Origin of the sequence: Acinetobacter guillouiae CIP 63.46, from assembly GCF_000368145.1 — a bacterium.
Classification (GTDB): domain Bacteria; phylum Pseudomonadota; class Gammaproteobacteria; order Pseudomonadales; family Moraxellaceae; genus Acinetobacter; species Acinetobacter guillouiae.
Map to the genome: position 1 here is coordinate 397,879 of NZ_KB849287.1, position 17,937 is coordinate 415,815.

18 protein-coding genes and 1 riboswitch are annotated in these 17,937 nt (G+C 39.0%); of the genes, 9 read left to right on the plus strand and 9 right to left on the minus strand.

What is annotated here, in order from left to right; all coding sequences use genetic code 11:
- Positions 1-22: 22 nt before the first annotated feature.
- The 5 genes from F981_RS22105 to F981_RS22125 all read right to left on the minus strand — a co-directional run bounded on the left by F981_RS22105 (position 23) and on the right by F981_RS22125 (position 5,361).
- Positions 23-352: a DHCW motif cupin fold protein gene (locus F981_RS22105; protein WP_004725953.1), complete on the minus strand. Its 330-nt coding sequence runs from the start codon at positions 350-352 to the stop codon at positions 23-25.
- A 96-nt stretch (positions 353-448) separates the two neighbouring features.
- Positions 449-1,612, minus strand: coding sequence for an acyl-CoA desaturase (locus F981_RS22110; protein WP_004725954.1), 1,164 nt, complete (start codon positions 1,610-1,612; stop codon positions 449-451).
- A 359-nt stretch (positions 1,613-1,971) separates the two neighbouring features.
- Entirely contained in the window at positions 1,972-2,694 is a 723-nt protein-coding gene (locus F981_RS22115) for a glycerophosphodiester phosphodiesterase (protein ID WP_004725956.1), read from the minus strand.
- Positions 2,695-2,807: 113 nt separating this feature from the next.
- Entirely contained in the window at positions 2,808-3,386 is a 579-nt protein-coding gene (locus F981_RS22120; protein WP_004725958.1) for a cob(I)yrinic acid a,c-diamide adenosyltransferase, read from the minus strand.
- Positions 3,387-3,495: 109 nt separating this feature from the next.
- Entirely contained in the window at positions 3,496-5,361 is a 1,866-nt protein-coding gene (locus F981_RS22125; protein ID WP_004725960.1) for a TonB-dependent receptor plug domain-containing protein, read from the minus strand.
- Between the two features lie 24 nt (positions 5,362-5,385).
- Positions 5,386-5,593, minus strand: a riboswitch (cobalamin riboswitch).
- 142 nt (positions 5,594-5,735) lie between these two features.
- Between F981_RS22125 and F981_RS22130 the strand changes: the two genes are divergently transcribed.
- From F981_RS22130 to ygiD, 8 genes are all read left to right on the plus strand, one after another.
- On the plus strand, positions 5,736-6,386 hold the full coding sequence (locus F981_RS22130) for a phosphoribosylanthranilate isomerase (protein WP_004725962.1): 651 nt from the start codon (positions 5,736-5,738) through the stop codon (positions 6,384-6,386).
- A complete protein-coding gene (gene trpB / locus F981_RS22135) occupies positions 6,370-7,611 on the plus strand; it encodes a tryptophan synthase subunit beta (protein ID WP_004725964.1) in 1,242 nt (413 codons plus the stop codon). The genes F981_RS22130 and trpB overlap by 17 nt, the downstream gene beginning before the upstream one ends.
- 152 nt (positions 7,612-7,763) lie before the next feature.
- The gene (locus F981_RS22140; RefSeq protein WP_004725966.1) at positions 7,764-8,483 is read left to right on the plus strand and encodes a CPBP family intramembrane glutamic endopeptidase; all 720 of its coding nucleotides are present in this window, start codon (positions 7,764-7,766) and stop codon (positions 8,481-8,483) included.
- A 9-nt stretch (positions 8,484-8,492) separates the two neighbouring features.
- Positions 8,493-9,026 carry a DUF1543 domain-containing protein gene (locus F981_RS22145; protein WP_004725968.1) on the plus strand — a complete coding sequence of 178 codons (534 nt, stop codon included), beginning with the start codon at positions 8,493-8,495 and terminating at the stop codon, positions 9,024-9,026.
- A gap of 200 nt (positions 9,027-9,226) precedes the next feature.
- Entirely contained in the window at positions 9,227-9,415 is a 189-nt protein-coding gene (locus F981_RS22150) for a hypothetical protein (protein WP_004725970.1), read from the plus strand.
- Positions 9,416-9,757: 342 nt separating this feature from the next.
- Positions 9,758-11,401 carry a nitrite/sulfite reductase gene (locus tag F981_RS22155; RefSeq protein WP_004725972.1) on the plus strand — a complete coding sequence of 548 codons (1,644 nt, stop codon included), beginning with the start codon at positions 9,758-9,760 and terminating at the stop codon, positions 11,399-11,401.
- Positions 11,394-11,879, plus strand: a complete 486-nt coding sequence (locus tag F981_RS22160) for a DUF934 domain-containing protein (RefSeq protein WP_004725974.1) — start codon at positions 11,394-11,396, stop codon at positions 11,877-11,879. The genes F981_RS22155 and F981_RS22160 overlap by 8 nt, the downstream gene beginning before the upstream one ends.
- A 306-nt stretch (positions 11,880-12,185) precedes the next feature.
- Entirely contained in the window at positions 12,186-13,052 is an 867-nt protein-coding gene (gene ygiD, locus F981_RS22165; RefSeq protein WP_035371919.1) for a 4,5-DOPA-extradiol-dioxygenase, read from the plus strand.
- Positions 13,053-13,235: 183 nt separating this feature from the next.
- Here ygiD and F981_RS22170 read toward each other — a convergent pair whose 3' ends face one another.
- The 4 genes from F981_RS22170 to F981_RS22185 form a co-directional block, all read right to left on the minus strand.
- Positions 13,236-13,856, minus strand: a complete 621-nt coding sequence (locus tag F981_RS22170; RefSeq protein ID WP_004725978.1) for a rhomboid family intramembrane serine protease — start codon at positions 13,854-13,856, stop codon at positions 13,236-13,238.
- Between the two features lie 83 nt (positions 13,857-13,939).
- A complete protein-coding gene (locus tag F981_RS22175) occupies positions 13,940-14,380 on the minus strand; it encodes a VOC family protein (protein ID WP_004725980.1) in 441 nt (146 codons plus the stop codon).
- A 143-nt stretch (positions 14,381-14,523) separates the two neighbouring features.
- Complete coding sequence (locus tag F981_RS22180; RefSeq protein ID WP_004725982.1) at positions 14,524-15,459, minus strand: mechanosensitive ion channel family protein; 936 nt, start codon at positions 15,457-15,459, stop codon at positions 14,524-14,526.
- 14 nt (positions 15,460-15,473) lie between these two features.
- Positions 15,474-16,295: a hypothetical protein gene (locus F981_RS22185; RefSeq protein WP_004725984.1), complete on the minus strand. Its 822-nt coding sequence runs from the start codon at positions 16,293-16,295 to the stop codon at positions 15,474-15,476.
- A gap of 111 nt (positions 16,296-16,406) precedes the next feature.
- Here F981_RS22185 and gspE point away from each other — a divergent pair, with 111 nt between their 5' ends.
- Positions 16,407-17,894 (plus strand): type II secretion system ATPase GspE, encoded by a 1,488-nt coding sequence (gene gspE / locus F981_RS22190; protein WP_004725986.1) that lies wholly within the window; start codon positions 16,407-16,409, stop codon positions 17,892-17,894.
- Positions 17,895-17,937: the final 43 nt, after the last annotated feature.

A 17,937-nucleotide genomic window follows, 5' to 3' on the forward strand; every position in this document is an offset into this window, starting at 1 on the left:
TATTGAGATAATGTCGACTGTTTTAGTCGACAATAAATAGCTTTGCACCAAATGCGGTAGAAGAACGATGCGCTTCAGCTTGGTCTGCAACTTGATAGCTCATCCCTGCTTTTAAGGTAAAGGTACGTCCATCATCAAGTTCAGTGTGCAACTCACCTTCCAAGCAAAACAGGATATGACCTTTTAAACACCAGTGGTCAGCCAAATAATCGACAGAATATTCGACCATTCGCACTCGAATATTGTCAAATTGCTGTGTGCGCCAAAGTGCAAAGCCTTGCTCACCCTCATGGCGCGTTGTTGGAACTTCTGCCCAGTTGGTAATGCCAAAGGGGATGTTATTAATTTGCATATTATTTTCTCTCAATATTCTCAGTATGAATTTCTGTAAAAAATGGATAAAAGAAAAGCCCCTTTCGGAGCTTTGCTTTTGATGTGTATTGAGAATTTAAGAAACAACGTTCTTTTTGATTCCACGCATCAGTGTTTCTAAACGTTCACGATGGAAAGCAAGTTTCTGTTCGACCAATTGGAAATCAACTTTGAGTTTGACATCCATCTGGTGGATTTTTTCAGCAACAGATGCTTTTTTCGCTTGTAGCTCTTGTTCTTTTAACGCAGCCCAATCATTTAACGTATTGGTGAATGCTTCATATTCTTGCGATACTTTTTGTTTCATCGCGATGATGTCTGCATTGACGTTATGACCATAAATCGCTAAATCCTGTTCAGCATATTTAAATCTCATCGCCAATTCCGCTTTTTTGATATTAAAGCTTGGGATACGACGTAGATTTTTGGCTAAACCGATTTTAGAGCATGACCAAATCAACCATTTTGTTGGATCATATTGCCACCATTTCACACCATTACGATAATCGTATTGGAAAATATGGTGATAGTTATGATAACCCTCGCCCCATGTTGCAATGGCAAGAACAAAGTTATCACGTGCAGTATTTTCGTCAGTATAAGGACGTTTGCCCCACATATGGCAGAGTGAGTTAATAAAGAAAGTTACATGGTGGCTAATGATTAAGCGGAGCAAACCACCTAAGAGTAATACGCCCCACATGTCACCTACAGCCCAACCCAGTGGAACTAAAATCGCAGCATGTACAGCAATCACAAGTGGAACATAATACTTGTCTTGGAACATAACCACTTTGTCATTCAACAAATCAGGTGCATTTTTATAATTTGATTCAGCAGCAGGATAATTACGTAACATCCAGCCAATATGAGCGTACCAAAAACCATTGTTAATCGAATACGGATCTTGATCCACATCATCCACATGGCGGTGATGTGTACGGTGACCAGAAGCCCAGAACAAAATACTGTTTTGAACAGCAAAAGTTCCCATGATCATCAAAATGATTTTAAGTGGTAAAGTCGCTTCGTATGCACGATGTGCCCACAAGCGATGATAACCTGCAGTAATACCTAAACTACTGAGACCGAGTAAAACGAATAAACTAATCCAAGCTGCCGCACTAAAATCATGGTGGTAGGCATATAAAGGGATCGCAATTACTGCCACAAGGGGTAAAAACACCAAGGCAAAAACACCGATCCAATTTATTGGGGCTTTGGGTAGGGGAGCATTCATCTCCAACAGCACTCCTAAGAACCTTAATCAGGTAAAGTTAAACGCATAGCTTCAGCATTTTTCTAGGCTATACTTTCACAGATATTATCATGGGCGAACATGTGTTCACTAGTATTAGTGTACATCTGTATTGTATAAAACAGTAACAGAATAAAACATGAATTCTAGCGGTTTGATCGAAAAAAATGAATGGTTAAAACGTCGTATTTAAATGTCACAATAGTGTAAGAATTTTTCTGTCTTATCCAATTTGATTTTTAGGGGGTTAGACAATTGATTCTCAAGTTAAATTTTAATTTTGGAACCCTCAAAAGTTCAAAATAAAATTCTACTTTATTGTGTTATTAAATGGATTTGAGTTATTGAATTTGCGCTAAGGCAAGCTGCATCATTTTTGGGAAATCAGTAATTAATCCATTGATCCCCAAATCTCTTAAATGCTTAGCGCGCTCAATATCATTGACGGTCCAAACACTGATGCCCAAACCTGCACGCTGAGTTGCTTGAATGAGCTCATCTGTTGCCAATTGATTCATCCATCCAATCTGGCAGCATCCCAGTTGTAATGCTTGTTCGATCGCACGTTGTTGGATGTCATCTTCAATCAGTAGACCACGTTTAAAACTTGAGTTTTGCTGTTGTAAGGCTTGATGTATTTTTAAATCAAAACTGGTAATCACTGCGACATTTTCAAAACCTCGCAGTTGTTTTTGTAATTCGATGATGAGTTGTTCAGCGTGTTGCAATGTTTCTACAGCTTTCACTTCAACTTCAATATGCTCAAAGTCCTGCATAATCTTTAGGCTTTGGTTTAAGGTTGGGGTAATTTGTTTTTCCCAATCCATCCAGATATTGGCTTGGTTATAGGCCGCTAATTCAGCGCTGTTTAAATCATACAGTACTTGATCTATTCCAGTTGTTCTTAAAAAATTATCATCATGCATGATAATGAGTTCATCATCTTTTAATTGTCGAACATCAAATTCAACTGCGCGGATACCTAAATCGTGAATATATTGAAATCCAGCTAGGGTATTTTCAGGTGCTTCACCACGCGCGCCACGATGTCCGATAATTCTCATAATGAACTCACATACCCATTTTCATCTGTCTAGTAATCGTTTAAGTCTTACTTTTAGCAATAACTTGACTTTATCATACTGTTAAAAATTTACTTTTAGACAGTGATTTATCGTTAAATCGTGTCATTGATGTTCTTTTGCCAAAGTACTTCACTACCGCCTTCTGCGCGTTGTAAGGTGCGTGAAGCAACAAAAAACCAGTCGGATAATCTGTTAATTAATTGTAGAGCAGTTGCTTGAATATTTTGATCACGACTGTGTACAGTCATTAAGCTACGTTCTGCTCGACGACATACAGCACGTGCTTGATGTGCATAACTACATGCTAATGTTCCTGAAGGTAGAATAAAGTCCTTAAGCATTGGTAAGTCTTCATTCATTTTGTCGATTTCCTTTTCAAGAAATTCAACACAAACAGGTTGAAGCAAGTTGTAGTTAGGAATACAGACTTCACCACCCAAATCAAATAGCCAGTGTTGAATCAAGCTCAGTGATTTATCCCAATCGGCTTTATCGACGATGCTACTCATTGAAATTTGTGAACGTAATACACCAACAATAGAATTTAGTTCGTCTACATCACCGAGGGCTGTAATACGTAAGTCATCTTTCGCTACGCGAGAACCATCTCCTAATCCTGTGGTGCCTGAATCGCCTGTACGGGTATAAATTTTACTTAAACGATGTCCCATAATTTTGTCCTAGATGAAAATGAAAAGATAAAGAATAAAAAAGGATAATGTCGGTCAAAACATTATCCATAAACTGCGCTGTTTTAGATATTTTTTTTGGGTGTCGCTTTTAGTAGCGGAAAGTTACCCCAACTGAAGCTTGGCGGCCACTGTTGATATACCAATCTTGTGCTGGATAATTATTGAATACTTCACGATACTCAACATCACCTACATTTTGAATGTTGGTAAAGACTTTAACATTTGGCGTTGCATTCCAATAAGCATTTAAGTCCACAGTTGCATAACCTGGAACGCGAGTTTTATTCGCAGCATCTGCATATGCTTTAGCTCGTGCAATTAATGAAGCACTGATACCATAAGTTGAATTTTCTAAACCTGTGGTTAAAGTAAGCGTTTGGCGAGGGCGATAGGCAATTTCATTACCATCTTTGTCATTCTCTGTCTTCACATAAGCATATGCGGTAGAGAGGAACAAATCATCTTGATGCCATTTAACTTCTGCTTCACCACCAGTAAATTTAGCTTTATCAACATTTTCATTACCAGCAGGGTAATTGTAAATAATCAAGTTTTTGATTTTGGTATGGTATGCAGAAAGATTTGTACTAATATTTGAGGTTAAATCGTAGTCAAAGCCAATTTCATAAGAGGTACTCTCTTCAGGCTCTAATTTTTCATTACCACCCCATTGTGAATATAGCTCATTTAAGGTCGGTGCACGGAAAGCACTTCCGATATTGGCATATACACTTGCATTAGGTAAGAAATGATAACGTACTGCACCTTGTCCTACGGTGTGAGTACCAAAACGCTCATTATCTTCTACACGAATACCAGCTTGGGTATCAAACAACTCATTTTTGAATTGGTGTTGTAAATAATAACCTGTGCTATTCACACTTTGATCATTTTTCAAGATGGTATTACTTTTATAATTCGCATCATTATATGTTGCACCAACCAAGACATTTTGATTTGGTGTGAATTTCCATTTTAAGTTTAAATCACCTTGGTTGTTTTCAGTATTGTAGTGAGAGGCATAAGCAGGAACATTCTGTTTATCTTGAACATTTGCATACTGCGCATTCAAAATTAAATCAGGCAAAATATTATATGCAACTTTGGCATTGATCACACGGTTTTCAAATTCGCGTGGTGCAGTATTGACAATATAGTCATTACTAAAAACATTTGTGCCTTTATTTTCGCTAATCGAAGCATATGCATCAACTAGGTTTTCTTGCGAATAACCAAATTTGGCATTGTAGCCTTTTTGGTCATAGCTTGCTTTTTCATTTTTAGGTTGGCTTTCAAAGATACGTGTGCCATCGCTTTCTAAACGCTGACCACCGACCTGTGCATAGAAGCCCTGATCCGTCACTAAATTTGCTTTGGCAATTGCTTTATAAGTATTGTTTTCACCATAAATACCGGTCACTTCCGCACCAGATTTTACAGGTTTTTTTGAAATAAGTTGAACAACGCCGCCAATAGCATCACTACCATACTGAACAGATGCAGGACCTTTCAAAATTTCAATTTGTTGAACGTCTGTTGTATCTAAGAAAGCAGGATATAGAGGGCCTAATTCATTTTGGCTATTTAAACGAGCACCATCTTTTAAAACTAACGTATGTACAGCTTTCGTACCACGAAGTGCAATTTCTGAAACTTGCCCAATACCACCACTTTGTTTAATGTAAACAGAGGGATCACGTTGGATAATATCAGAGACATTGAGTAAAGGATTTTGTTCAATTGTCTTTTGTTCAATAACTGTGAGTCGAACTGGGACATTCTTAAGGTTTTCTTCTGAACGAGTGGCAGTCACAACAATTGGTGACAATGATGCTGTCGAATCAGAAGTCAGATTTTGATTTTCTGCAAAAGCAGTAGAAGATAACCCCATCGCAATAGCGACAGCACCTACAAGTGCAGTAGGTTTAAAAATAACAGACATGATATGCTCCATACATTCACTCCCCGTGAATGATTGAGTTTAAGGGCACAACAAGCTGGTATCCGGACTTAAATATAGAACCTAAAGCGATTCAGATTATTCCACCTTCCCACAAAACATTGCAGTGGTGTAAGTCTTTTGACTTATTAAAGAATAATATTTTCATTTTACCGTTGCGGGGGCAGTGTTGGATTTCCACCAACTTCCCAAAGCCTTAAGCTAGACTTGTTGCATTTGTGTGCAGTATAAAGTTTGTTTAGTGTATAAACAATGTAAAACAGATAATCCTATAGAACTTTAACGCAAGTGAATAAATTTGCTTTACAATGATTTGCTTAAAATACTGAAAAAATCAGTTTGATCTGAACAAATTCGAGTTCAAAGCTATGCGTACCCGTGCCAAAATTTGTGGGATTACACGACCACAGGATATCCAAGCTGCTGTACAAGCAGGTGTGGATGCGATTGGTTTTGTGTTTTATGAACCTAGTCCACGTTATGTCACGATTGAATTGGCTCAGCAATTGGCACAACTTATTCCACCGTATATCAACATTGTTGGATTATTTGTCAATGCCAGCGCACAAGACATTGCACAAGTATTAGAACAAGTACCTTTGGATATTATTCAGTTTCATGGTGATGAAACTGCACAACAATGTCAGCAGATCGCACAGTATAATAAGCGCCGTTGGTACAAAGCGATTCAGATTAAACCTGATGCAAAAAATTCAGATATTATTACGACAATTCAGCAATACCAACAGGCTGGTGCGAGTGCTATGCTTTTAGACGCATGGCATCCTGAACTGAAAGGAGGGACTGGACACAGTTTTGACTGGTCTCAATTCCCTAAACTCGATATTGCTTTAATTTTGGCAGGTGGTTTAAAACCTGAAAATATTGAAGACGCTATACAAACGACTCAAGCGTATGCAGTCGATGTCAGCGGAGGCGTAGAATCCGCAAAAGGTATCAAAGACCAACAACTCGTAGAACGATTTATGCAAGGAGTCCAACGTGGATCAGCAAAGTAATCAACAAAATAGTGTGATTGACTATACCCAATTCCCAGATCAAAACGGGCATTTCGGTATCCATGGCGGACGTTTTGTGTCAGAAACTTTAATGGCAGCTTTAGAGGATTTAGAGAAACTCTATTTCCGTATGAAAGATGATGCGCAGTTTCTGGCAGAATTCGACCGTGATCTCGCTTATTATGTCGGACGTCCTAGTCCGCTTTACTATGCTGAGCGATGGTCGAAAGAGTTGGGTGGTGCGCAAATTTATCTTAAACGTGAAGACTTAAACCATACAGGCTCACATAAGGTCAATAACACCATTGGTCAGGCGCTACTTGCGAAGCTTTCTGGCAAAAAACGTATTATTGCGGAAACGGGTGCAGGTCAACATGGTGTGGCGACTGCAACAATTGCCGCACGTTTAGGTCTTGAATGTGTGGTATTCATGGGCGCAGAAGACGTAAAACGTCAGGCCATGAATGTCTACCGTATGCGTTTGCTTGGTGCAACAGTTGTTCCTGTAGAAAGTGGTTCTAAAACATTAAAAGATGCCATGAACGAAGCGATGCGTGACTGGGTAACCAATGTAGATTCGACTTACTACGTGATTGGTACGGTTGCAGGTCCACATCCATATCCGCAATTGGTACGTGATTTCCAGTCGATTATTGGACGTGAAGCACGTAAACAAATTCAAGAGCAAGCAGGTCGTTTACCAGATGCTTTGGTTGCATGTGTCGGCGGTGGTTCAAATGCAATGGGCTTGTTCTATCCATTCTTAAATGATCAAGATGTTAAAATGTACGGTGTTGAAGCCGCAGGTTTAGGCATTGAAACAGGGAAACATTCTGCGCCATTAAATGCAGGCCATGTTGGCGTTTTACATGGTAACCGTACTTATTTAATGTCAGATGAGCAAGGTCAGATTATTGAAACACATTCAATCTCTGCAGGTTTGGATTATCCTGGTGTAGGTCCTGAACATAGTTTCTTAAAAGACATGCATCGTGTGAATTATGTGCCAATTAATGATACAGAAGCACTTCAAGGCTTCCGTGATTTGACTCATATTGAAGGGATTATTCCTGCATTGGAAAGTTCACATGCAATGGCTTATGTGACTAAACTCGCGCCAACAATGTCGAAGGATCAAATTATTATTGCGACGGTATCGGGTCGTGGTGACAAAGACTTAATGACTGTTGCACGTATTGATGGTGTTGAAATGGTCGAGATGTAATTCATTTCACTCGATCAATTTAAAAGCCTCTTTTATAGAGGCTTTTTTATTTCTGGACTAGACAGGATCATGGGGAAACTCTACAAAAAGCACATGGAAATCATGAGCTAAATTACCCAGAATTTACCAAAAATAATCGGTTAATTTTTTATATGCGTTTTTTACAACGGGTTCGAGCTGAACCTTTTCCTGAAAAAATTGCCTGGGGATGGAAAGACACATTTGCGATTTGTATCATCCCTTTAATTATTTTAAATGGCTTTATTTTAGAAAAAATATTTGGAATCTCGATAGCTGTTAGTCTGGGCGATACCATTTTAAGAGGCGTGCTGTTTATTTTAGTGTGCTACTTATATAAGGAAATGTTGCTTACGCATTGGCAAAAGTATAAACAGGCCTTTTGGCGCTCAAGTGTCTTAGTGGTGGTTGGTGCAATCGTGCTACAAGTGGTGATCTCACTGACACGTCAGCTTTTACCCCTCGGGCCGAGTACACAAGAAAAAAGCCTGATTGATCCTGAACATATTCCTTTTCTCAGTCTGTTGATCATTAGCTCGGGTCCACTATTTACTGCGCTTTTAGAAGATATTGTGTTTCGCTATACTTTATTGCAAAAGTTATTTATCCAACCGTGGTTATGGCGCATTGTACTGATTATATTGAACTCTATATTATTTGGTTTGATCCATTATCATAATTTTGACGGAAATTTAATCGCGACAATCAGCTTTATGAGTGCAGGTTTATTTTTAAATCTGATCTATTTGTGGACACGCAATATTTGGCATGTATTACTCATTCATTTTTTGAACAATGCCGTATTATCTGTGGGTGGGATTTTATTATTAAAACTTGTTCAAACATTAACTTAGTGACTGAATATGTCTAGTTTATTTATCGTTATGTTGGGTGGCCGTCATGCACGTGCCAATGTTGAAGTTCATGATGTGGTTCTTGCCGTAGGCGATTCACTTGAAGAGGTTTATCCTCAATTAAAAAATGCGTGGTTTGGTGAGCAACAGGGCTTACACATCGACGCATGGCAAAAATTACAGGCTTTAGTGTTTGAAAATAAGAAATATCAAATACATTTTACTGATGCGCAACCGAATGAATCAGATCAGAAGCTTTGGCTAATTAATTTAGGCGGCTATGATGTAAATGAGTTTGGTGAGTTACACCGCTATATCCTGATTGTTGCTCAAGATGCGATTGAAGCGAAAGCCAAGGGTAAACAGCATTTTGCAGGGCATTGGCAAAAACCACATACCGATCGAGTTTTAGAGGTAGATGATTGTCTGGCGATAGATCAGGTATATGGCCGTTATGTGCAATTGATTGAAGTAGATTTGAATGCTGATTCTCATGTAGAGCTTGACCAAAGTGTTTGGGAGAATACCTATTTGACCATCTGAGTTGTCATCGCTTGATCTGCTTAAAAAGGGCGCTGTATTGCAGCCTTAAAAGATTAAGCGGATCTTAATTTTAAAAAATTGACATCAATCATTGCATTGCTCTCTCATAATCTAGTTAGTGTAACAACAGAAACTTCGCAATGTTTTCAACAAGTTTACATAGACTAAAAACTCAAACAAAACACTGCGGAGTGTGATCAATGAGCGGTTTATTAGACGAGTTAGGTAAAATTGCAGGTGCAGTGATTGCTGAGCAAAGTGTCGATACGTTAGATCCTGATGCTGGCTTTCTAGAAAAAGCAGCTGGCGCATTTGCAGGTTATGAAGCCGCAAAAATTGCCGAAGATAAATTAGAAAATAGTGATGAGCAGCAGAAAGCAGAGGATTAACTCAAGATCGCTAAACTCAGCTTTGGGCATTGATCTTAATCAATCCTGTGTACATATCAATAAGCTACAGGGTTGAATAAGTTCAGTATCGGGATGACAGCTGTGATCAAAGAGAGGGCATATTCGATATGCTCTTTTTATTATCTAAAATAAAGATAAGCAATGAAGAAAAACATCCATAACGTAATAAAAGCATGCTTTGCCCGTAAAGCATTGCCAATTCGATCTTTGCACAATGCTTATCAATAAAACCGCTATAAAATATGGAAAAAAAGCATTTCTTTGATAGATCAATACTCGTTATATTGTGCATCGTTATAATGAAACTACTAGCTGTACGCCATGTATTTATATACTGATTTCGATCAGCAACTGATCAATGAACGTGTTGCACAATTCCGTGATCAAACGGAACGTTATTTAGCTGGAAAACTCACTGAAGATGAGTATCGTCCATTACGATTACAAAATGGTTTATACGTACAGCGTTATGCGCCAATGCTACGTATTGCTGTACCTTACGGTTTAATGAACTCTAAACAATTACGTAAAGTTTCAGAGCTTGCCAAAGAATATGACCGTGGTTATGCACACGTTTCGACACGTCAGAACATTCAGTTTAACTGGCCTGCGCTAGAAAATGTGCCTGATATGCTTGAAGGTTTAGCTTCTGTTCAGATGCATGCGATCCAAACTTCAGGAAACTGTATCCGTAATACCACAACAGACCAATACGCTGGTGTTGTTGCTGGGGAAATTGCAGATCCACGCCCGACGTGTGAATTGATTCGTCAGTGGTCTACATTCCATCCTGAGTTTGCATTTTTACCGCGTAAGTTCAAAATTGCAGTTTCCGCACTTGAAGAAATTGATCGTGCAGCAACTTCATTCCATGACATTGGGGTGTATTTAACTCGTAATGAAGCGGGTGAGTTGGGTTATAAAATCAAAGTGGGTGGTGGTCTAGGCCGTACACCTATCATTGGTTCTATGATTCGTGAGTGGTTGCCACGTGAAGATTTAATTGCTTATTTAGAAGCGGTTCTGCGTGTTTATAACTTGCATGGTCGCCGTGACAATAAATATAAAGCTCGTATTAAAATTTTGGTTAAAGCATTAACACCACAAGTTTTTGCTGAAAAAGTTGAAGCTGAATTTGCTGAAACAATTAAAACCTTGAAAGTTCAACCTGAAATTTTGCAAAAATTAGACGAAGAGTTTATGCCGTTTGATTATCAAAATTATGCAGATGAAGATTTCAGTGGCTTATTTGCTGAATATCCAAAGTTTAAACAGTGGTTCAATATCAATACCAATGCACATAAAGTTGCAGGCTATCGTATTGTCACTATTTCACTAAAACGTGCGGGTATTGCACCAGGTGATATGACTGTTGAAGAAATGAATTTGATTGCAGATCTTGCAGACAAATATACATTTGGTGAATTACGGACCACACACGAACAAAATATTTCATTGGTTGATGTACCACAGAAAGATTTATTTGAATTGTGGCAAACGCTTGAAAAGAATAATCTTGCTCGGGCACATATTGGTTTTATTACCGATATCATTTGCTGCCCAGGTGGTGACTTCTGTTCATTGGCAAATGCGAAATCTATTCCGATTTCTGAAGCCATTACACGCCGTTTTGATGATTTAGATACAGTCTATAACTTAGGCCATATCGACTTGAACATTTCAGGTTGTATGAATGCTTGTGGTCATCACCATGTCGGCAATATTGGTATTTTAGGTGTGGATAAAAAAGGCGCTGAATTCTATCAAATTACCTTGGGTGGAAATGCAGACCATGACGCTTCAATTGGTGATATTTTAGGACCATCATTTGCAGCAGAATCTGTACCTGACATTATTGATGAAATTTTAAATACTTATCTTGATCTTCGTAACGAAGGTGAAGAATTTATTGAAACTTATCGCCGAGTGGGTATTCAACCTTTTAAGGAGCGCGCATATGCTTAATACCGCACTTCAAGTCCTCTCTAAAGATGGCACTGTTGCAGACAATACCTATAAAATCATTGCTGAAGATGGAGTATTGCCACAAGGTGATGTGTTGTTGACCGTTGAGCAGCTGGATCAGCTTGCGAATGTGACGGGGAAAAAAGCACTATTTCTTACCGTAGATGCTTCACCTGAAACCAATGCGTTTCCATTAGATCAGTTAGATGCGATCTTTATTGATTTCGCAGGTTTTAATGATGGTCGTGGTTATTCATTTGCTGCGTTGTTACGTCGCCAAGGCTATACAGGCGATCTTCGGGCAACAGGCGATGTGTTTAAAGATGTTTTGAACTATATGAAGCGTTCTGGTTTCGATACTTTTGTTGTGAAAGAAGGTAAAGATATCCATGAGGCAGCAGCAGGTTTAGGTGATTTTACTCATCCTTACCAAGCCTCTACAGCTGTACCAAAAGCACATTATCAAACAGGTGCTTGATTGCTCTAAGTACTGATTTTGAAATGAAAGCCGAACGAAAGTTCGGCTTTTTATTGTTCTCAAGTTAAAGCTGGTGTAGCCATTGCTTATTATGAATATGATATGAACGATATAAATTGGTATTCGGCTTTATTTGTATCGTGCCCAAATCAATATTGATTCAACATAAGATCATCTGTTAGTAAAACCTTTCTCTGATTAAAACTATTGATAAAAATTTCATCGTTGCATTTTTGCAATGTTGTAGGCTGGAAAAGTCTATATATCTACAACAATGAACAGCAGATAATTAAACAAAGATGATTCATGGTGGATGAAATGTTAAATCAAACAATGGGTGACTTATCGCTACTCAAAGGCTGGAACGCAACTTTACCCAATACTGAAGTCATGCCTGTACTATTTTTGGGACATGGTTCACCCATGAATGCGATTCAAACCAATGATTTTACCCGTACTTGGAACAGCATTGGTGCAGAAATGGACGTACAGCCCACAGCAATTTTATGTATTTCCGCACATTGGCTTACCCAAGGTGGTACTGCCGTCACTGCAATGCAACAACCGAAAACCATTCATGATTTTGGTCGTTTTCCTCAAGCTTTGTTTGATGTGCAATATCCTGCTACTGGAAATAAAGCTTTGGTTGAGGCAACAACTGAAGCAATTCACAGTATAGAAATTCATCATGATCATAGTTGGGGATTAGATCACGGAACATGGGGCGTGTTATGTCATGTATTCCCACAAGCCAATATTCCTGTTGTTCAATTGAGTGTCGACTATAGTCAAGGTGCCCAATATCATTATGACTTGGCTAAACAATTAGCGCAGTTACGTCGTAAAGGGGTATTGATTGTTGCCAGTGGTAATCTCGTACATAACCTAAGCAAAATTGCCTTTGATAAATTTGATGATCATTATGGTTATGATTGGGCTTTAGAAGCTGATGCAAAGATGAAAAATTTCTTAGCCACGCATAACCATCAAGCTTTAATTGACTGGCAAAAGCAAGGTGCTGAGTTTTTATTGTCGATCCCCACACCTGATCACTATTATCCGATGTTATATGCCTTAGGCTTACAGGAAGAGAAAGATGAGTTACATATTTTTAATGATCAAGCCGTTGCTGGTTCATTAACCATGACCTCATTTCGACTTGATCAACATTAATTTCAAATGTTAAGAATATAAAAGTTGGGTCTAAGGATTCAACTTTTATAGTATTGATGAGATTGAGTTAGTCGTATTTATTCTCTCAAGATAGAACGCTTTTAAGATCATTGCGCAATTTTCAAATATTGAGGTCTTACTTCCTTACAGAGCAGTTTAGATATCACTGAATCCATATGAAATTTAGAATAATGGCGAATTAATAAATTTATAGAAAAATGCTGTAGCTAATGATGGTTCTAACAGTAAAGGAAATAAGAAACCATAGATTGCACCAGCAATATGCGCGCGGTGGTCGATTAATGGCGAATGTCCTGAACGGATTGCATACAGGCTATAGCATAAATAAATCGTGCCAAAAATAATCGCGGGCACAGGTAAAATATAGATATAAATCATGCCCCAAGGATTAAACAGAATCGCACTAAATAATACTGCATTAACGGCACCCGAAGCCCCTAAACTTCGGTATGAATTTAGGGTTCGATTATGCAAATAGCTGGGAATCGCAGCAATGATGATAGCGCTACAATAAAATAAGACAAAGCCCATACCACTTAAGTAATCACGGAAAAACCATTCAACATTTCGCCCAAAGAAGTACAAGGTAAACATATTGAAAAATAAATGCATACCATCTTTATGGATAAAACCATGGGTTAAAAAGCGATCATATTGACCATGCTTAATCGCTGAAACATTGAAAATCAAACGATTCATTACATTGCGTTGCTGCCAAGCAATAAAAGAAATCGCAAGTGTGATTAAAATAATCAGAAGGGTATGGGTAAGACCAGTGATCATATTGTTATAAATGACGTTGTTATCGTAATAGCAATATAACCTATATCATTGTCAATCAATAGGCTATCGCAATATTCTGTTCATTATCCTTCATTCAGTTGGCAGTTCACCATCCAGCGAATACCAAACTGATCGGTGAAAGCACCATATAAAGCACCCCAAAATGTAGGTTCTAGTGCCATTTCAATATGACCATTGGCAGAGAGTGCTGTAAATAATCGCTGAGCTTCATCCGCTTCGTGAGCTTCTAAGTTGATTGAAATATAATGGTTGGTGCCTTTGCTAAATGGCGCACTATTAGGTGCACAGAACTGCTCGCTGGTGTCTGAACCCATCAATACAGTAAATTCATTAATCGGCAGAGAAACATGTAAAATATAGTTTTTCTCTTGGTCTGGCACTTGGACATCGGGCAGTTCGGAATAACGTTTTAAAAATGAAAATTCACCGCCAAAAACAGATTTATAAAAATTAAAAGCAGCTTCCGTCTGACCTTCAAAGTTTAAATAGTGATTAAGTTGCATTGTAATTGTCCATTTTGTTGTTTTGAAGTGATTAATTTATCAGCTGATGGTTTAAAACTTGATGAATATTTTGTAATTGAAAACAAAAATCCCTCAATCATAAATGAGGGACTTTTGTTTTCTAGGTTATCGCTGTTGTCTGCTTAAAGCTGTTTATCTTGTTGTTGCTCTAATTTTAAATCCTGTTTATTGGCATAACCGTCTATATCTTCATTTTGAAGAACTTCATTTGGGTTTGGACGATCTACAAAGCCAATTTTTGGTACAGGGATTTCAATCTGATTTTCCACAAAACGATTGCGGATTAACTCATGAATCTCATCTTTGACTTGTAGATAGTTTGCTTGCATACACCACAGCGCAAATAAAATTTCAATGGAGGATTCTCCAAAGGCAGAAACAGTCACACGCGGTTTAGGATCTGCTAAAACCAACGGGTAATCGTTGGCGACATCAATTAAAACTTCACGGACTTTATTGATATTTTCATTGAAGTTAATTGCAACCGTAATCGACAATCGCCGTATCGGGAATTTTGATAGGTTATGTACGGGGGCGCGAATCAATTGCTCATTGGGGAGGCGCACATAGACATTGTCCATGGTCAAAAGCTTCACGGAAAGTAAATCAATCGAAATCACCTCACCTTCAATGGTATGTCCACGAATCAGAGTGATTTGAATGGTATCGCCAACTTCGAATGAACCTTCGCCAATTAAAAATAAGCCACTGATTAAATTTGATGCTGAAGTTTGTGAGGCAAAGCCTAATGCAACAGTTAAAATCCCTGCTGCGCCTAAAAATACGCTGAGTTTAAAGCCTGCTTCTTTTAAGCTGGCAATCACAAACAGTAAGAAAATAAAATAAAAAATACCTCTACGCCAAACCAAACGTTGGTGCGCATTAAAGCGCGCACCTATGGTGCGGATAAAGGTATTGGAAATGACGCGTGCCAGTACAAAACCCACAAAGCAGAGGATCAGAGCAACAGCAATTTCACTTAAGCGGTCGACATTTACATTGGTAAAGATGCCTTTTAGGCTATTGGCAATGTCTTTGGGAATATTGGATTCAGCCATTTTTACCTCATCCCTTAGAAAAATGAATCAAACATATTGAACAAAGCGCCACCTGGTGAGCGTGGCGGATGTACATAAATCACTTCGCCGGCCAAAGGTGGTGTACGATTTTCAATTCTTACACGGGCAGGGCGGTCATTGCCTTCATACACGACCTTGATTTGTGATGTCCATAAACGTCCTGTGCTTTCACTATAAAATAAAGGTAGCGCAGGAACAGGCACATTCATACGGTCAAATCGAAGCTGATGACTACTGACATTGTGGAAATCAATCGGTGTTACTGCACGAAAGGCACGTGGACGTAATAAATTTAATTCGGTACGACCATCGACTGAGGTGGCATAACACATTTCGCCTGTGCGGTGATCAGGGCCAAACCATGTATCCTTAGGTAAAATTACAGGAATATCAAATAAGGGTTCTTTTTGGGCTTGCACAAAACCTGAAATCCACAGTGGTGTACTGATATAGAGTGTGCCGCGTTGACCTGCTGGAATATAAATTGGATCGACAGGACGAATCACCACAGAGCGATCGGCTAAACGGGGCATGAGTTGAAATGCTTTATGGGTCTCTCGAAACATATAGCGTTCAACATGTACAGGTTCAGGAAAACCAAAGTTTACATCATGAATTTTATGCCATTGCTGTTCATAGTCATATTGGAATTTTGGACGATAATATTCCAAGCGCCATTCTTGTAAACCACGAGTAATGCGCATCATCATAGAACCAAATTGCCATGCTTTGGATTGGTTCAATTCAAACAGTTGTTCTCCCCACCACTTTAAATCAGGGAGTTCTGGTTCCAGATGTTCTTTCTTCTTAGACAAAAGTGTTTATCCCATTCATAAAATCATCATCAAATCTTTAACAAACAGACTTCACGCTGTCATGAGCATAGAGTACACTCAAAGCAATTTAAATCATTAATATAAGTTGTAATGCAAGTTCTCAAACAATTACAAATACCATATAGTTTTGCAAAACGGCATGGAGTGCTGTTGCGTTATGAAGGTGATCAAGTTTTTATTGTTCGCCGTCAGGATACCGCACAAATTGCGATTCAGGAAGCCCGTCGCTATCTCGGTCGTACAGCACAACATCAATTATGTAATGAAACTGAGTTTAATCATATGCTCAGTTCAAGCTATGCTGGTGAAACGGGCGAATCGCAACAGGTTGCAGCTGGTCTTGAAGATCACCCTGATCTATTGAGTCTGGCCGATCAGATTCCTGAAACTGAAGATCTGATGGATCAGGAAGATGATGCACCAATCGTGCGACTCATCAATGCTTTATTATCTGAAGCGATTCGAGTCGGGGCTTCTGATATTCATATTGAAGCTTTTGAAAAGAAATTATCTGTTCGCTTGCGGGTAGATGGGCAATTGCGTGAAATCGTACAGCCTCGTCGTGAACTTGCGCCATTGTTGGTATCGCGTATTAAAGTCATGGCAAAGCTCGATATTGCAGAAAAACGTATTCCACAAGATGGTCGTATTTCTTTACGTCTTGCAGGACGTGAGGTGGATGTCCGTGTTTCGACCTTGCCATCGTCGCATGGTGAACGTGTCGTTATGCGTTTGTTGGATAAACAAGCGGGTCGACTCAACATGACCCATTTGGGTTTAATGAAGCCTGACTATGAGCGTTTAACGCAATTGGTTCATCGTCCACATGGCATTATTTTAGTCACTGGCCCTACAGGTTCGGGTAAAACGACGACTTTGTATGCCGCGCTTTCTGATTTGAATGATGGTTCTAAAAATATCCTCACTGCTGAAGATCCGATTGAGTATCAACTTGAAGGGATTGGGCAGACTCAAGTGAATACCAAAGTGGATATGACCTTTGCCCGTGCGTTAAAAGCCATGCTGCGTCAAGATCCAGATGTGGTGATGGTGGGTGAGATTCGTGATTTGGAAACGGCTGAAATCGCAGTTCAAGCTTCTTTAACAGGTCACTTGGTTTTGTCTACACTACATACCAATACTGCAATTGGTGCTGTGACCCGTTTAAAAGATATGGGGATTGAACCCTTCTTATTATCCAGTTCATTGATTGGGGTGATTGCCCAGCGTTTAGTTCGGACATTGTGTTCTCATTGTCATACGTGGCGTGAAGCAGATGATTTCGAAAAAGATGTGTTTAAACCTGTGAGTTTAGAATCGAATTTAAAACTGCCTGTGCCGAATGGTTGTGATTTTTGTTCCCATACGGGCTTTACAGGACGTACTGCGATTTATGAAATTGTACCGATTGATGAGCAGATGCGCCGTTTGATTCATGGCAATGCAGCAGAGTATGAACTTGAAGAATATGCCCGTAAAGATGCAGGTTCAATTCGAGATGATGGTTTACGTAAAGTATTGGCGGGTAAAACCACAATGGAAGAGGTTTTACGTGTCACCAATGAAGCGGCTGAATGATGATCTTTTTAAGTGAAAAGATGTGCTAGTTAAACACATCTTT